The 17,156-nt window shown below is 61.0% G+C and carries 11 protein-coding genes and 1 pseudogene; 9 read left to right on the top strand and 3 right to left on the bottom strand.

What is annotated here, in order from left to right; genetic code table 11:
- Positions 1-4: 4 nt before the first annotated feature.
- Genes AC5SSZ_RS12095 through AC5SSZ_RS12075 form a run of 5 tightly spaced genes read left to right on the top strand, consistent with a single transcriptional unit; the run spans position 5 to position 3,757 of the window.
- A complete protein-coding gene (locus tag AC5SSZ_RS12095; RefSeq protein ID WP_274830417.1) occupies positions 5-799 on the top strand; it encodes a CbbQ/NirQ/NorQ/GpvN family protein in 795 nt (264 codons plus the stop codon).
- Positions 800-803: 4 nt separating this feature from the next.
- The gene (locus AC5SSZ_RS12090) at positions 804-2,678 is read left to right on the top strand and encodes a nitric oxide reductase activation protein NorD (RefSeq protein WP_274830418.1); all 1,875 of its coding nucleotides are present in this window, start codon (positions 804-806) and stop codon (positions 2,676-2,678) included.
- Between the two features lies 1 nt (position 2,679).
- The gene (locus AC5SSZ_RS12085) at positions 2,680-2,853 is read left to right on the top strand and encodes a hypothetical protein (protein ID WP_274830419.1); all 174 of its coding nucleotides are present in this window, start codon (positions 2,680-2,682) and stop codon (positions 2,851-2,853) included.
- The gene (locus AC5SSZ_RS12080) at positions 2,850-3,068 is read left to right on the top strand and encodes an NnrT protein (protein WP_274830420.1); all 219 of its coding nucleotides are present in this window, start codon (positions 2,850-2,852) and stop codon (positions 3,066-3,068) included. Before AC5SSZ_RS12085 ends, AC5SSZ_RS12080 begins: the two co-directional genes overlap by 4 nt.
- Positions 3,065-3,757: an NnrU family protein gene (locus AC5SSZ_RS12075; protein WP_274830421.1), complete on the top strand. Its 693-nt coding sequence runs from the start codon at positions 3,065-3,067 to the stop codon at positions 3,755-3,757. Before AC5SSZ_RS12080 ends, AC5SSZ_RS12075 begins: the two co-directional genes overlap by 4 nt.
- A gap of 30 nt (positions 3,758-3,787) precedes the next feature.
- Here AC5SSZ_RS12075 and AC5SSZ_RS12070 read toward each other — a convergent pair whose 3' ends face one another.
- Both AC5SSZ_RS12070 and nirK read right to left on the bottom strand, forming a co-directional pair.
- Positions 3,788-4,588, bottom strand: coding sequence for an SUMF1/EgtB/PvdO family nonheme iron enzyme (locus tag AC5SSZ_RS12070; protein ID WP_495438303.1), 801 nt, complete (start codon positions 4,586-4,588; stop codon positions 3,788-3,790).
- 76 nt (positions 4,589-4,664) lie between these two features.
- Entirely contained in the window at positions 4,665-5,813 is a 1,149-nt protein-coding gene (gene nirK, locus AC5SSZ_RS12065; protein WP_274830423.1) for a copper-containing nitrite reductase, read from the bottom strand.
- A 389-nt stretch (positions 5,814-6,202) separates the two neighbouring features.
- Between nirK and AC5SSZ_RS12060 the strand changes: the two genes are divergently transcribed.
- Positions 6,203-6,592 carry a transposase gene (locus tag AC5SSZ_RS12060; RefSeq protein ID WP_274831200.1) on the top strand — a complete coding sequence of 130 codons (390 nt, stop codon included), beginning with the start codon at positions 6,203-6,205 and terminating at the stop codon, positions 6,590-6,592.
- Between the two features lie 487 nt (positions 6,593-7,079).
- Here the strand turns inward: AC5SSZ_RS12060 and AC5SSZ_RS12055 are convergent, their stop codons facing one another.
- Positions 7,080-8,246 carry a M20 aminoacylase family protein gene (locus AC5SSZ_RS12055; RefSeq protein ID WP_495438342.1) on the bottom strand — a complete coding sequence of 389 codons (1,167 nt, stop codon included), beginning with the start codon at positions 8,244-8,246 and terminating at the stop codon, positions 7,080-7,082.
- 619 nt (positions 8,247-8,865) lie between these two features.
- Between AC5SSZ_RS12055 and AC5SSZ_RS12050 the strand changes: the two are divergent.
- From AC5SSZ_RS12050 to AC5SSZ_RS12040, 3 genes and pseudogenes are all read left to right on the top strand, one after another.
- Positions 8,866-9,333, top strand: a pseudogene (locus tag AC5SSZ_RS12050) (tyrosine-type recombinase/integrase); the annotation flags it as partial.
- 177 nt (positions 9,334-9,510) lie between these two features.
- Positions 9,511-11,223 carry a bifunctional helix-turn-helix transcriptional regulator/alpha/beta hydrolase gene (locus AC5SSZ_RS12045; RefSeq protein ID WP_495438302.1) on the top strand — a complete coding sequence of 571 codons (1,713 nt, stop codon included), beginning with the start codon at positions 9,511-9,513 and terminating at the stop codon, positions 11,221-11,223.
- Between the two features lie 89 nt (positions 11,224-11,312).
- Positions 11,313-17,153: an MBG domain-containing protein gene (locus AC5SSZ_RS12040; protein ID WP_495438301.1), complete on the top strand. Its 5,841-nt coding sequence runs from the start codon at positions 11,313-11,315 to the stop codon at positions 17,151-17,153.
- Positions 17,154-17,156 lie beyond the last annotated feature (3 nt).

Here is a 17,156-nt window from a genome sequence, read left to right as displayed (position 1 = left end):
TCCGATGAAAGACCTGCATAAACCCGACCTGCCGTTCTATGCGCCCGTTGCCAATGAATGCGCGGTGTTCGAGATGGCCCATGCCAACGCTCTGCCCCTTCTTCTGAAGGGGCCGACCGGCTGCGGCAAGACGCGTTTTGTCGAACATATGGCGGCGCGGCTGGACCTGCCGCTGCACACCGTGGCCTGCCACGATGACCTCAGCGCCTCTGACCTGATCGGGCGTTACCTGTTGAAAGGCGGGGAAACCGTCTGGGTCGATGGTCCGCTGACACGGGCGGTGCGGGAGGGCGGTATCTGCTACCTCGACGAGGTGGTGGAGGCCCGAAAGGACGTCACCGTCGTGCTGCACCCGTTGACCGACGACCGCCGTCGGCTGGTCATTGACAAGACGGGTGAGGAACTGGTGGCGCCAGACAGCTTCATGCTCGTGGCCAGTTACAACCCAGGCTACCAGAACATCCTGAAAAAGCTGAAGCCCTCGACCCGGCAGCGCTTTGTCTCCATCGGCTTCGACTTCCCCTCGCCAGAGGTGGAGGCGCCCGTGGTCGCCCGCGAAAGCGGTCTTGATGAAAGCCGGGCCAAGGCGCTGGTCCGGCTGGCGGCTGGCATCCGCAACCTGTCGGGCATGGATCTGGAGGAGGGGGTCTCGACCCGCCTGCTGATTTACGCCGCCACGATGATCACCAAGGGTATGCCCGTCGACCGGGCGCTTGAGGCCGCAATCATCGAACCGCTGTCTGACGAACCGGACGTTCAGCAGGCGCTGCGCGATCTTGCCAGCGCTGTCTACGGGTGACGCCATGATCCACGTTCTCGACCTCATGGAGCCGGAGGAAACCGTCGGCAACCTCTGGCACGACATGGCCACGCGCAAGGCCGCAATCGATGTGGAGCGCGCCGTGCGTTTCGATGCCATACGCCCCAGCCTTGCCGCGCTGCTGCGCGCGCTTGGCGGATCGGCAGGGGTCGAAATCGTGGCGGCGCCGCTTGCCTCATCAGATCATCGGCCCGGCCTGTTGCGACGGATTGGTACCCCGCGCGAGATGGCCCATGTGTCGGATTTCGATGGCGACCGCCTGCGTCTGCCGCCTGTGATGGATGTCTTTTCCACCCACGAGCTGAACCGCGCCGCCTATCTGTGGCTCGCGGCCATCGCCGCCTTTGCCGAGATCCCCGCACGGCAGGACGATCCCTACCGCAACGATCTGGCGCAGATCACCGCAAACGCGGCTGCGATGGACCGTGCCTTTGCGGCCTGTCCGGGCCTTCAGGACGCCTACCGCGCACTGTGCCTTGAAGCCTGCGCGCTGCGGGAACGCCGCGCCTTGCCGCGCCACGAAGCATCCATGGAGCGAATGATTCTGGATCAGATCGGTTGCCAGCGCGGTGGGATCGAGGAAATAGACGCCCCAGCCCCGCGCGGCTATCGCAGCTATGCCCCTGTGCCGATTTGGTTGCGCCTCCTGCCGCGTGCCGCTGGCAAGGGCGCATCCGAAGCGGCAGAAGAGCCGGGCCAGACCCCCGCTTTTGCCGTTCCCAGCCGCAAGGAAGCCAGACGAGAGGAACGCGATCAGGCCAACCGCAACGATGGATTCATCATTCATCGCTTTGAGACGATCATGTCCTGGGCCGAGAGCCTGAATATCAACCGTATGGTCGATGACGATGATCAGGACAACGCTGCCAAGGCCGCCGAGGATCAGGACCACCTGACCTTTTCCGAGAACATGAAGCGCGCGGCGACCCGGTTGCGGCTGTCGCTGGACCTGTCGCCGCAGGACGCCGATCACGAGATGCTGGCGGGCAAGTTCACCTATCCCGAATGGAACCGCCGCACCGGAGACTACATGCAGGGCCACACCCGCGTGCTGGAGGCCCCGGCCAAACCGCGCGCGGAATACGCGCCCGATCCGCGCCTTGTTGCACGGGTCAAACGGCAGTTCGCGCCGCTGCACCCCCGCCGGGTGGTCCTGCCGCGCCAGATCGACGGCGAGGATCTGGACCTTGACGCGTTGGTCACATCGCGCACCGACATTGCCTGCGGACAGGAAGGATCGGACCGGGTCTGGCAGGCGGGCCGCCCTACGGCGCGCGACCTTTCGGTGGCGATCCTGATGGATTGCTCCCGCTCGACCGAGGCCGCGATCGGCGACACCTCCGTTATCGAGGTGGCGCGCGAGGCGCTGTCGTCGCTGGCCGAAGGCATCGACACAGCCGGAGACAAGCTTGGCGTCTGGGGATTTTCTTCGCTGCGCCGTGACAGGGTTTTCCTGCACCGGGCAAAGGCTTTTGCCGAACCGATGTCGCGCGACGTGACAGCGCGGATCGGCGGGCTGACCCCGGGCCACTACACCCGTCTTGGCGCGGCGATCCGCCATGTCTCTGCCCAACTGGCCGAGGAAGGCGCGACGCGGCGTCTGCTGCTGGTGCTGACCGACGGAAAGCCCAATGACCTTGACCACTACGAAGGCCAGCACGGGATCGAGGACAGCCGCATGGCCGTCCGTGAGGCCCGCGCCCTTGGGCAGGCGGTGCATGGGGTCATTGTCGATCAGGACGGGCAGGACTGGTTCGCCCGGATCTTTGGCCGCGCCGGTTTCACACTGCTGCCCCATCCCGAGCGCCTGCCGCGCGCTCTGCCTGAAATCTATCAAACTCTGACCATGGAGAGCTGAAATGAAATCCATCCTTGCCGTCGCCCTGACCCTGCCGAGTACGGCCATTGCCGAGGCCTTTGACCGCCCGATCCCGCAACCGCAGACAGACACTGCGGAGTTCTGGTTCTTCGTCGGATCGATCGCGCTGATCCTGGCGCTGGTCGCGGTGCAGATGCTGGTGAGCCGCCGATGAGGCCCTCACCAAAACTTGTCGCCGCACTCTATCCGTTCGGTGTCGGCGCCATGGCGGTGAATCTCTTCTTTGCCTCCCTGATCGGATCCTGGCTGGGCTGGCCGGTGCTGACGCCCTCACAATCGGCCGCCGGGGGGCTGGTCATCGGCCTTCCGGCGACGTACGCCTTCGCATGTCACATCGTGCGATTGATGGAAAAGGCCGACACCGAATGACCGACTGGACAGAATACGGCTTTGCGCTTGGGGTCTTCGTCGCGAGCCATTTTCTGCCGCGTGTTGGGGGACTGCGCGAGCGGCTGATCCGCGCGTTCGGGCGGCGGGTGTATTTCTCGGCCTACGGGCTGCTGTCCCTCGCATTACTGGTCTGGGTGATCGTGGCTGCGGGCCGGGCGCCCTATGTCGAACTCTGGCCACAGATGCTGTGGTCACGGTGGGTGCCCAACGTCTTGATGCCGCTTTCTGTCGTTCTGGTGACCTGTGGGAGCGGGCTGTCGAACCCGTTTACACTCGGCGGCAAGCGAAAGGCGATTTTCGATACGGCAAATCCCGGCTTCGCCTCCATCACGCGTCACCCGCTCTTTGTCGCTCTCGCGCTCTGGGCCGGGGCGCATCTTGTCCCCAATGGCGACCTTGCTCATGTCATCCTGTTCGGCAGTTTCACGGTGATGGCCCTTGCCGCGATCCCGGCATTCGATGCCCGCGCGCGGCGGGAACTCGGGCCACAAGCCGCCAGCTTCTTTGCGGCGACGTCAATCCTGTCGCTAATGTCACTGGCAGATCGCAGCTGGCTGGCGGTCAATGGTCGGGCGCTGGTTATGCGCGCCGCCCTCGGCCTGATCCTCTGGGTTGCCGCGCTGCACCTGCACAGTCTGGTGATCGGCGTTTCCCCCTTTCCGCTCTGAGCGTCAAACACGGAAGAGACGCTGATTGGCTCATGGCTCCCGGACCAGTCGAAACCCCAGGTGTTCCGGGGGCAGGCCAACGGCGCATCCCCCTGAACGGGCATCTCTGATGAAATCGACAATGGCCGCGCGATGCAGGCCGCCCGCAATGCGAACCGCGCAATAGGGTTCGCTCGACGCGATGTAGCCGTCCGGGTTCAGGGTTCCGTTTTCCATGCAGCCGCCGGTCCATTCCCAGACGTTGCCGGAGAGATCAGCCACCCCTTTGGAATTTATTCCAAACCCCCCGGCAGGCCGCAGTGCCGGGCTGGCCGTGCCGCGCAACAAAACCCCGGCCTTGTAACGGGCCAGCATCCTCTCACCCGGATCCAGATCGCCGGGATCCGCGACCGCATCCCCATAGCGTTCAGCTGCTGCCAATTGCCATTCGCGGTCGGTCGGAAGGCGCCACACATCCCCGGTTACGTCGGAGTACCAGGCCGCAAAGGCACTGGCATCCTGCCAGTTCACCTGCGTCTGCGGCAGTCCCACTCCCTCGGCGGGAACCGGAGTACAGGCACCGGCTTCCACGCAGGCGCCATATTGCTCTCGGCTGACCTGAAATTTCATGATTGAAAATCCCTCGACCCTGAGCAGAATCTCTCGTGGGGTCTGTGCCTTTCCCGCCTGTTCGAAATTCCCGAATGGGCGGTAGTCAATGTCTCCTGCCTCAACGTCCACAACCTCAACCGGGTAAAAGGGCGGGGGCGCAGCTTCCTGCGCGGGCCACATTGCCAGGGCGACAAGCGCGACCAGACCGGTTGCACCAACCGAAAGCGCAATTTGCTTCATATCCGAACTCCTGAACCATAGCGGGGCGGCCAATACTCTGGCCGCCCCCATCATCATCACTGATTGTGCTTGGCCGTTATGGCAGGGCGGTCCTGCCTTCATAGGCCGCGTTATACTCGACCGGTGCCTGTACCTGCTCCATCAGGTCGTTGTTCCAGTCGCCCTCGACCACCACGTGGGCCGTCGCGCCAAGGTTCACCGCTTCGATCAGATTATGGTTCACATAGGCATAGACACCGGGTTGGAGGAATTCATAGAGCGCAGCACCGGCAGAGCCACCGCGAATGAACCAGGTTTCCAGGTCACGCTCCGGCGGGTTGTTGAACTTGCCGGTTTCCCAGACAAGGTCACCGTGGCCGCCGATCAGGTGGGGTCGGGTATCCCGGTTCGCCTGGCTGTGGACAAACAGCACCTTCTCGCCCTGCGCCGCATGAAGCGCGTTGTCGCCGGTGAGCGATCCGATCTTGCCGTTGAATACGACATGGCTCGGGATCAGTCCGTTCATCACCTCCAGCGTGTCGGGATAGCTTTCGCCGACATCCTCGAACCGCTTGTAGCTCCCGTCCGCATCCTTCGGAATGTAGAAGTCATTCTCTCCGATGTAGAACACGCGGTCATAACGGACCGGCTCGCCATTGTGGTCGCTCAAACCGTTGCGCGGCAGGACCATGATTGCGCCGGACATGCCGCTGACGACGTGCCAGGGGATCATCGGGCCACCCGGGGCACAGTGATAGACGAAGGTTCCCGGACGGGTTGCCTTGAAGCGCAATGTGGTCTTCTCGCCAGGGTTCACCAGCGTCAACGACCCGCCGCCAAGGGCACCTGTAGCAGAGTGGAAGTCGATGTTGTGCTGCATCAGGTTTTCGGGCGAATTATAAAGCGTCAGTTCGACATAGTCGCCTTCGTGTACCACCATCAAAGGCCCCGGAATTGATCCGTTGAAGGTCATCGCCTGAAGATAGGCACCATCGCCGACCTCGACTTCCTTTTCAACGATCTGCATCTCGAATTCGACGATGCGCGGTTCCGCAGGGGCCACCTGTTCATGCTCGTGGACCATCGGCGGACGGACCAGCCTCCGCTTGATCCGCTTGAGGCTCGACAGGTCGGCAGGCGGGGCCATGGAGGTGTCCATGATTTCTTCGGCTTTGGCAGCCTTTGCAAGAAGCGGCAGCGCGGCAACGCCTGCGCCCCCCATTAATGCGGCTCTTCTCGTCAGCATGTCCCGTTCCTTTCCATTATGACTGCTGTTTGAGAAAAAGCTATCCCGGTCGGGAGCTCAGAACGTTGCGCAAACACAAACTTTCGGTGTGACTGACTCTTGAGGAGTTTTTTTCATTGAACTCGGCTGTTCTGCTCTGAGTGCTGCCTCGAATCCTGTGGGCGCGGCGTTATTGCGGCACGCCGCAACGCGGTGCTGGAGCAGGGCACCCGCCGGAAACCCGGCTGATGCGAATTACGCCCGGCATGGATCGCGGGTTTCGGTGGGGCGGGGCGCGAGGTCGTGCAGTTCGAGGGTAAGCGGTGCAAAGACCCCATGTTTCAATGAAATAAGGGGTTTGAGATACTGGCGCCACCTGAAGAAAGGAGGCGGTAATTCTGGATGGAATGATGCCGGAAGAAGTGAAAGTGTGGGGGATCACGGTCCCCGTTTCCCCAACCAGGAGGCGGAAATGGCCAGACGCGCTCCGCGCCAAGGCTGTTCGAAAGATCTTAGCTGGAGCCGGAATCCGTGAGACGGCTGAGGAGATCGGCACCAACAAATCTCTGGTCGCTCTCTGGGTTAAGAAGGCCGACACTTCCGGGAAGAGCCCAGCTTTTGTCGAGTTCGTTGCTCCGGCGGTCCAGCGGCTGGCCGAGCTTCCTCACGAGTATGGCCACGAGACTGCAAGTAGCACCTCCTGCCGGATCAGTATCGGAACGGCAGCCATTGAGATACCCCCTGGCTATCCTGCCGATCACCTGGAGGAAGTTCTGCGGGCTGTGAGGGCAGCACAATGATTTTGGCGTGCAACCATCGGGTGGTTCGGTTTTCTTGTTAGTGCATTGTTGGCCTGCTGCCGTAGGATCAGGTTGTAGAGCAGCCATTTCCTGTCGCTTGTCGCTGGCAAAGCGAGGGGCGGGAATGACCTAGGTACCAAAGGGTTCAAACATAGCAGTTCGGATTTGGTAGATTGCGACGGCTGCACGCTCCCGCAACCAAAAATAACGCAAAACGCCGCACCCGAAAGGGCAGCGGCGTTTTTGTGTTCTACCAATGAGGCACAGCCAGACCGAACAATGGCAAAGCATCTTCCAGATGTAGTAGCACGGTTTTGAGCTTTATCCCCAGGTTCCCGATCTATTGAGAAGGCACGGAGTAGGGCGGGCGGCTAAGTCTATACAAACCTTTGGGATTGTCAGTGGCGATCTCACCCACCGGAAAACTGACTGCCAGGCAGCGATAAGATGCCAGCGAGGCGATCAACAAGGTATCCGGCCGTAATGTCTATGCCAGCGGCATGCGCCGTTCTGCCATTGCGACAAACCAGCTGCAGCCGAAGGGAATGACCTCGTCATTGAACTCATAGGACGGGTTGTGAAGATCGGCACTGTCGCCATTGCCTATGAACAGGTATGCCCCAGGGCGTTCCAGGAGCATCTCGGAAAAATCCTCTCCCCCCATGATTGGCTTCAGATCACGATACGCTACACCAGAGACCTCGAGGGCAACCTCTGCGGCAAGATCCGCTTCCCGCGCGTGGTTCACCAGCGCAGGTGGGCCGGAGATATGCGTGACTTCAGCAACCGCGCCGTAGCCAGTTGCGGTGGCCGTCGCCAGCGCATCGATGCGGGCCCGCACCAGCTTCTGAACCCCGGGTTCGAACGTCCGAACCGTGCCACGCATGTGAACGGAATCCGGGATTACATTGTATGTGTCGGTTTCTGTCCGAAAGCCGCAGACCGAGACCACCACGTTGTCGATGGGATCGATGTTGCGTGATGCGATTGATTGCAGGGCCACAACGATCTGCGACGCCACCAATGTTGTATCAACGCTCTTGTGTGGCATGGCACCATGGCCACCCTTTCCGCGCACGATGATCTCAAACTTGTCCGGCGAGGCCATCTGAGGCCCGCTGCGCACCGCAAATTCGCCGATGGGCATCCCCGGCATATTGTGCATGCCGTAGACTTCTTCGACACCCCATCGCTCCATCAACCCGGCATCGATCATCGCCCGCGCACCACCGCCACCTTCTTCGGCGGGCTGGAAGGCCAAGACTATCCGGCCGTCAAAATTCCGCGTCTCGGCCAGGTATTTCGCCGCGCCCAGGAGCATTGATGTGTGCCCGTCATGCCCGCAGGCGTGCATCTTCCCCGGAACGGTCGATGCATGAGGCAAATTTGTTGCTTCCTGAATCGGAAGGGCGTCCATGTCTGCGCGAAACCCGATGGTTTTGCCCGAAGTGTTTGACTTGCCGTTGATCACAGCGACCACACCGGTTGCGCCGAAGCCCGTCACAATCTCATCGCAGCCAAATTCCTTGAGTTTCGATGCCACAAGCGCCGCCGTTCGATGCTCCTGAAAACGCAATTCGGGATGGGCATGGATATCGCGCCGCCATGCTGAAACTTCTGGCAACATTTCGGCGAAGCGGTTCAAGACAGGCATCGGTTTCCTCCAGATGAGTGTTATTGCACTTTGGGACCAGGTGACAGCAGAGGCAAGATACCGTGCGCATCCGATCCAAAGGACGTTACCTCTCAAAGCACCCATTCTAGGCATGTGCGCGACATCAGAGATCCGGGTGACAAATGCAGCCATAAAGTCATCTTGTAGGTCGGCCTTCACAGTCGTAGCAGGCATCGGCCATTAGGGACTGCGCGGCCATAACCGGGTACTGGCCGAACCGCAGATCAGAACTTACAGAACCTTCTGCCCTCACACGTAAAATCCGACTTTGCAGCGTCTGCTATCGCTCATTTTTATTTGGGTCCTGGCAGACCTCAATCGAATGGGCATCTTGGGCCACCATCTGAGCGGCTGTTTCGTCCGCACTGTGTGAGATCACGGCTTCAGACCCTCGCAGTCGCAGTGAACGGCAGAAACAGCGGACTGCACCGCAGCACAAACCCTCAGCTGGTTGCGTAAAACGGCCAAGTTTGCAGAGGGCACTTCCTGCGCTTGGTGGACCTTCGTTCCCTAGGCAGCGTCAGTCAAGGTGGGCTCTTTCCATACCCCGCAGGCGTCGCTGCATCGTATGGTATTCTGCCCGCGTCAACGTCGGGTTGTCTTGGATGTTATGACATCCGGCAAAATCAAGGAACGCGCGTCGGTTCTGCAAAGCAAGACGCAGAAACCTGTCCGCTTCGAAATCTCAGAAGGCACGCGGGCATGTCTCTACAGATGGATGCTAGACCCGCTGATGGTTGGCTCCGAATACCTCTGGCCAGGCCGATTTCACGAGCGCCTTCATATCTCGACCCGCCAATATGCTCGGATTGTCCGCAACTGGGTTATATCGATAGGGTTGGAAGCAAGTGCCTATGGCACGCACTCGATGCGTCGCACCAAGGCGACACAGATCTACAAAAAGACCGGTAATCTGCGTGCCATCCAGCTGCTGTTGGGACATACCAAGATGGACCGCACAGTTAGGTATCTGGGTGTTGATTTTGAGGATGCTCTTGCGATCGCAGAGGCGATTGAGATCTCGCAAACTGGGCCGTCTTCACGGACGGTCCTAACTGGACATTAGCCATGTGGGCATTTGGGATGCGCTTCTGCTAGGGTCGGCGCCGCCCGCATGACTGGATTCCCCGTGGCGGCCGGGAAGCTTTGGCTGGGAGGCCCCGTGAACAAGACCGAACCAAGTATGTCCAAACCGGGCACCGACACTGCGCTTTCTTCTTCTGATCCTCGTTCGAAGGCCGACATGACACAGCTATCGCATATGGTGTACGATGTCGCCCTCGACAATTCCCGCTGGGCCGAGATGATTGGCCGGATTGAAGCTCTCATGGCAGCGGGGGATGTGGCACGTGTTGAGAGTGCGGAGCAGCTGGAGGATCTGCGGCAGCATGTCGAGCGCGCCATGCAGATATCGGATCGTCTAAGCGCCGCGCGGGATGAAAGTGATCTTGGGCGCAAGCTTCTGGCCAGCCTGTCGTTGTCTTTTCAGCTTTTTGATAGCGATGGCCACGAACTGCCGCCGGAGTCGGTTTCTACCGATGCCACAGCGGGGAGTTTTACAGACGGGGACGATAGCGCAGGGCTGGCGCGAGATGTTCTTCCGCAAACGCTCCGCAGCCAATACGCGGCGACGCAGAACCCAATGCGTCTTGCCGGTAAAGGAGATGATCCGGCAGAGGAAATCCTGCTGGGGCCTGATCTGGTTCGAAAGCTCGGGTTGCCTGCGCGGGTAGTCTGGGCACGTCTGCGTCTGACACGAGACCCGCAGCGTATTGCAGCCAACCTTGGTGCGACTTACGGGCTCACGGCGGGGCGGCGCAAGTTCCTTGGGGCCTTTCTTGAACATGCAGACCTGCGCAAGGCCGCAACGGCCGTTGACCTGAGCTATGAGAGTGCGCGCACCTACCTCAAGGATATCTGCCAGACGCTCGGCTTGTCAGGACAGGCCGAACTGATCCGCGCCGCCTTGCAGAACCCGCTGTCGGTCATTGACGCTGATTTCTCTCAGACCGAACGATCTGCGGTGCGTTGCCAGATCGAACGCCCCGAGGGGGGCGTGATCGAGTATTTCGCGCTTGGCGCTGCGGGTGCCTATCCGATCATTCATTACGATGCACTGTCTGGGGTAGGTTTGGATGTGCTGCGTTTCCCGGAGGTGTTCGAGGCGGTGCTGAACCGCCTTGGTGCGCGGCTGATCGTTCCCTGTCGGCCGGGAACGTTCCGGTCGACCTTCATACGGCGCAAATCGGCGGCCGGGGATGCAGAGGATGTGCGTCTGTTGTGCGCGGCCCTCGAGATCGACCGGTTCGCGCTGATTAGCAATTCCTTTGGCGCGGTCAGTGCGCTCAATGTTGCTGCCGCGTTGCAGGACCGCTGTGACCGGGTTGTGCTGGCAGCGGTTCATAATCCCGACCGGGAGGCCGAGCGAAGCGCCGCCGGGAATTATCTCCACAAGATTTCCGCAGTGATTGGGCGCCGCTCTCCGCTGGTCTTGCGCTGGTTGATCCCATTCCTGTGCAAGTCGGTGATTCAGGACCCCGGCAAGTTCGCAGAAAAGGCCATCGCCGAGGCGACGTGCGATCATGAAAAAGCGATCCTGCGGGCGCCGAGCTTGCTGAAGAGCGTGCAAATGATGCTCGAAGAGCGCACGGCGTCGGGCTTTGACGGCGTCATCCAGGAACATCGTCACATCGGGCGCAACCTTGGTTTCGATCTGTCGGAGTTGCAGGTGCCGTTGCATCTGTTCCAGGGGGACTGTGATCGGATGAACCCGGTGGAAGGTGCGGTCGCCCTTGCGGAGAAAGCGCCGCACGCGACGCTGCATATCATCAAGGGGATGGGCCATTCGATGATCAAGGCCGAGTGGGATTGGCTGTTGGCTGCCGCTGCCGGTGCAGACTACGAGATCCCGGCAGCAGATCGCCGCGGACCACTGGCAGAGGCTCTGGCCCGTTAAATTACAGCGGGGTCCCCAAATGGGAATTGTTTGAAATTCAAGGCAAAATTAAAAACCTGCGAGTTTTGAAATTTTGCCTGAGTGAATTGATGACATATGCTTTTTATCTGAGAAACTGCGCATCGTATGTGGCGATGGTCGCAATGTTGTGCGCGATGACCGGGGCGCAGGCTCTGGCTGGGCCAAAAGGCGGTGCAGTCACCTCGGGCAGTGCTCGGATTTCTTCAGGTGGCGGCGGGGTCACAACGATCCGTCAGAGAAGCAATCGGGCCGTTATAGACTGGCAGAGTTTTGACGTCGGAACGCAGGAGTCGGTTTCCTATCTCCAGCCGGGTCAGCATGCCGCTATCCTCAACCGGGTGACAGGCGGGGCAGGGGCTTCGCAGATCGACGGCAGTCTCACAGCGAACGGACAGGTGTTTGTGTTGAACCCGGATGGTGTGGTTATCGGTGAGACGGGCCGGATCGCATCGCGCGGAGGTTTCGTGGCCTCCACTCTGGATATCGAGGATTCCATGTTCATGCGTGGGGGCGATCTGCGTCTCAGCGGCGATGGCTCTGGCGCCGTCATCAATCGGGGTGTGATCGAAAGCGAGGCGGGTGATGTGGTTCTGGTCGCGCCGCGGATCGGAAACTTTGGCACCCTGAGAGCCAAGGCCGGGACCGCGGCGCTTGGCGCGGGGACCGCGGCATGGTTGCGGCCTGCGGATGACCAGATTCTGCACATTGATACAGGCCTGCAGATTGGCGGTCGCGGCGTAGACAATCAGGGCGTTATCAAGGCTGCGCAGGCAGAGCTGAAGGCCGCTGGCGGGTCGGTTTACGATCTTGCGATCAATCAGAGCGGAACCGTGCGTGCGACAGGCGTTGAGCGCAAGAATGGCCGTATCCTGCTGAGTTCGGGTGGTGGATCCCTGGAGGTGTCAGGCACCCAGGAGGCCCGCAATCAGGATGGCTCCGGCGGCGAGATCTATGCCGGTGGTGGGTTCCAGGGGAGTGATGCCGCGATCGAGAATGCCGAAACGTTGACGGTGAGAGAGACGGCAGTCTTCGATGTGTCGGCCAGTGCCGAGGAAGCGGACGGTGGCAGGGTTATTCTGTGGTCTGACGGTCTGACCTCGTTTCAGGGCAGTATCAAAGCAATCGGCGGAACCGATAGCGGCGACGGCGGGTTTGCCGAGGTCTCCGGGCGGGAGAGGCTGGATTTCAGACCGTCCTCGGTGGATCTCAGTGCGGAAACGGGCAGCGCGGGTACTTTGCTTCTGGACCCGGACGATCTGTTGATTGTTGACGCGCGTATGCAGGGCGAAGCAGCCGTCGTCGACACGGGCAGCGGCACCGTCACCCCGGAACCGGGCTCGGGCGTGTGGGATCCTGATTTTGCCGGATCCGAAGTATTGGCAGAAACTGTCGAGGGTCTGCTTGAGACAACCAATGTCGTCCTCCAGGCAAGCGGCAGCATCTTCGGTAGGGCTCCGGTCGAGACGACCGCTGGCAGTACCAACAACCTGACCCTGACAGCTGGACAAGACATTATCCTTGAGGAGATGATCAATCTTCAGCAGGGGGACCTGTCGCTGCTGGCCCAGGGCAGCATTCAAGGTCCTTCGGCCTTCCCCGGTTTCTCGGGGATTGGCGGTAACCCGATCACGGCCAACCGGATTTCGATCGGGGCCTCTGGCGGTGCGGGCCTTGCTTCTGTCGATCTGGGCTCGATTGCTCTTTCCGCGCAGGCGGTCGACCTCGATTTCGGCACGGCGATTTCCGGTGACGTGAACCTCGGGAATGCAGCCAATACTATCGGCGAAGTCAATCTGCTGAACGCCGGGAGCGGGGGCTTCTCTGGCGCGTTGACGCTGGTGAATGATGGGGATGGGCTGACCGTCAACGGCAGCCTAGCTGGCACCGACCTGACCGGCCTGTCCATCGTGACGGACGGTGACCTTTCCCTTGGGGTGGACTTCGATCTCTCCGCTCCGACGACCACGGGTGCGCTGGATCTTGTGCTGGCCTCCACCAACGGCGACATCAAAAGTCAGGCGCCTGCAAGCGCCTTTGCCGGGCTGGATGCCGGTGCGAACCAACGCCTGCTGGCCTATTCTACCAACAAGTCCCAGACGACCCTCGCGACCGATCTGTCTCTGACCGAGGTCACGCAGGAAAGCTATGCGTCCGCGCCGCCCTCGGGGTTGCCTGCGGATGGTACCAGCCGGATCTTTTACCTGTCGGGGCTGGGGCAGCTGACGCTGACGGCAGATGATGTCAGCCGCGCCTACGGGAGCGCAAATGGTGCGCTGACCTTTTCGGTCGAGGGTTTGGTCGGCAGCGACACCTTCGACGCGGTAACCACCGGGGCGCCCGCGTTGTCCGTCGCCGCAGATACCGAAAGCAATATTGGCAGCTACGAGATTTTGATTGGCCACGGTGATCTGGAGCTGACCTCTGCCACCTATACCGGTTTTTCCTTTGTGCCGGGTAAGCTGTCGGTGACACCGGCGGAGCTGATTGCCTCTCCGGTCACAACCACAGTGACATATGGGGACAATTTCCGCATTCCTGTGACCTTCACGGGTTTTCGTAATGGGGATACGGCGCACAGTCTTGGTTTGCAAAATGCTGAAGCAGCGGTGCCGGGTGCGGGCGGCACACCGGACGTTGGCCGATACGATGCGATCTTTGCTGCAGGAACTTTCGGAAATTACCGGTTCGTCGATAATGGCGCCACTGACGAGCTGGTTGTGACGCCGCGCCCGTTGACCATCCGCCTGCGCGACAGAAATCGCATTTATGGGGAAACCAATAGATTTCTCGATCCGACCTTCGAGGGGCTTGTACGGTCGTCCCATGAAGAGGATTTCACCGTCAACCAAAGCACTGCTGCGACGGTGGCCAGCGATGTCGGCACCTACGCGATTTCTGGCGCGGCTTCGGCGGCGGGGAGCAGTGCGTCGAACTACGATGTGAGCATTGTGCCGGGGCGCCTGAATATCACGCCTGCGCCGCTCAGCCTGGCGGTCGACGCGACCAGCCGGGAATACGGCGAGGATAATCCCGTCTTTTCTGCAACGCCCACCGCCGGGACCTATTGGCGCAATGGAGATGACGCGTCCGACGTCAATTTGAGCTTCGCAACGGATGCGGACCGCACATCGGATGTCGGCACCTATGGTGTGCGGGTCAGTGGTTCGGCCCGGAATTACACCATTGAACCGCGCCTCAGTGGCAGCGCGCTGACCATCACGCCCGCTCCGCTGACCATCACGGCTGAGAACCTGTCAAAGGAATATGGCGACCTCCTGGATGGCGCGGGGCTAAGCTTTGACGCCGTAGGGCTGAAACTGGAGGACCAACTGGCAGACCTTGGTTCGTTGCAAGCAACTTCTGATGGGTTTGCCGCCGAAGCCGATGTGGTGACAGATGGCTACGCGGTCAACATCACGGGCCTGTCCAATCCCAATTACAGACTAGCCTCGGCAAATACGCCCACTCTGACGGTCACCCCGGCTGAACTGAAACTGAGCGTTGGCGATGCGTTCCGCGCCTATGGCGACAGCGCGTTCGAGGTCTCCGGGACCACCGCCACGGGCTTGCGGTCTTGGGACAGTATTCACGATCTGGGGCTGAGCTACGCCTCTGCAATCACTGACAGCAGTCTTGATGCCGGGCAAAGCCGCCCGATCACTGCGCAGCTTGGGTCGGATGTGGTCAACTACAGGTTGGCCGATGTGACACCAGGGACCGCCACCGTCACACGCCGAAAGGTTCGCGGCTATATCTCGCGCTTTCAAAGGTTCTTCGGCAACACCAGTACGCCGAACATGACGGTCTCTGGACTGGTGAATGGGGATACGCTGGCGGATATTGACGGCTTCAGCTTCGACGGCGTGCATGACGATGCCCTGACGGATGTGGGCACCTATACCGTCACCGGTTTGATTGAGGATAACAACTATGAACTGGCCAGCCCTGCGCGGGGCACTCTGACGATCATTCCGCGCCGTATCACGGTAATCGTACCGGAGCAGAACCGGACCTATGGCGACGCAGGCCCAGTGCAGATCGAGATCGGCAACATGGCGCCAGGGCATACGCTGGAGGACGTCCTGAATGGCGGCGGGTTCTTAAGTGCAGGTGCGGATCCCCATGCCAATGTCGGCACCTATGAGGTCACGGGTGGTTTCCATAACGACAACTACGAGGTCCTGAGTCAGGTTATCGGCGATGTGAACGTGCGGCCAGCGCCCCTGACCATCGATATGAGCGATGTGACCGTGGCCTACGCCGAGAGGCCGAATGCCACATACACGGTGGAGGGGCTGCAGAACGGCGAAACTCTGCAGAACCTCTTTGTCCAATATGGTCCGCAATATCTGCTCAGCGAGTTTTCCCTGCCGGACGGGCGCAAGGAAGATGTGGTGGCATTCAGCTATCAACCCGCAGTCCTTGCCAATGGCGAAAAACCGATGGACAATTATTTCATCCGCGTCGACCGCGGCGCGATGGAGGTCACCAAGCGGCAGATCTACATCGCCGCCCATGACATCCTGCGAGAGCTGGCCGCGGACTACCAGCGCGAAGAGCTCTACCCCGGTCTCGTCTACGAAGGCGGCACGCTGGTCGGCGGGCGGCTGGTGAACGGCAACGGCCTGGGCCTGGCCTATATCGGCGACGAGTCGCTCAGCGTGATCCCCGGCAACAACGTTGCGGATGTGCTTCAGGTGGTGGTGACCCTGGACGGGCGGACCGAGGACCCGGATGCGGATCGCAAGTACGACATCACCTATGTCGGAGAGCTGGGCGACGTGATCACCAAGAACAATCAGATCATCGAGCTCATCGAAATCGACACCGAGGTGGAATCGACCACGACCAGCGTCGTGATGGACAACTTCATCGCCACCAACGACCAGGGACAGATCGTCGACCCCGAGGCCTGCGAGTCCCTTGGCAAGGTCATGGTGGACGGGGTCTGCGACCTCAGCCACGTCGAATACACGCTGACCAAGGCACCCGACGTGGTTTCGCCCCTGACGGCGGGCCTGATGGACGATCTGACGACCGAGCCCTCGGATACCCTGGTTGAGGTCTTCTCGAACTACCTGATCGGCGGCATCCAGACAGGCGCCCTGAGCACCGACATGATCTACCTGATCGACGACCTGCGCAACGGCAGGATCAGCGGCGACGCCTTTATGGCGCGGGCGCTGGCCGAACCCGGTGCAGGCAGCGTACTGATGGAGGCGATGGACGGTTACATTCAGGCGCTGGTCAATGCCGATCCCGGCAGCCTGACCGAGGCCGAAACCCTGCTGCGTGGGCGCTACGAATACCGGGCGCGTCGCATGGCCAACCAGATGTACTGGGACCTGGTCGCGGCCAAGGAACAGGATGACGCCCGGCGCGCCTCGGAGGACGCTACCCTGGGCGGGCTGGTCGCCAAGGCTCCGGCTGGCTACGTGCTGGACGGCGTGCTGGGCAATTACACCCGCGATCTGGGCGACCAGATGCTGGCGATCAGCGGCGGGGCAAGTGTCGCAGGCTTCGCCGGCGGCGCGGCTGCCGTGCCGATCGCCTATGTCGCCCATACGGCGGCACAGGCAGCGCCCCTGGGGGCGATCATCACGAGCAATGCTTCGAGCAAAGCGGCTGTCGTTGCGGCCAACCTCGCCCTCAATAAGATGTCGGCGGTGTTCGGCAGCACCGTCACTGCTTCGACAGCGGGCGTGGCCGGTGGGATCTTCCTGACCGCGGCCATCATCGGCGTGCAAAGCGGCATCGCCCAATCCGAAGCCGCCAACCGCGAGGCGGAACTGGCCTTCTTCATGGAGCGCCTTCACCCCGACAACTTCTCTCCGGGCAACGTGCCGCCCGCGATGCATGCCCTGATCATGAGCGAACTGGCCACCGGCGCCACGCTGGGCGGGAACTGAGAC

This window comes from Phaeobacter sp. CC-HEC084, from assembly GCF_059429255.1.
The sequence above is the reverse complement of the archived record's forward strand: the minus strand, read 5'-3'. Positions and strand labels throughout refer to the sequence as shown.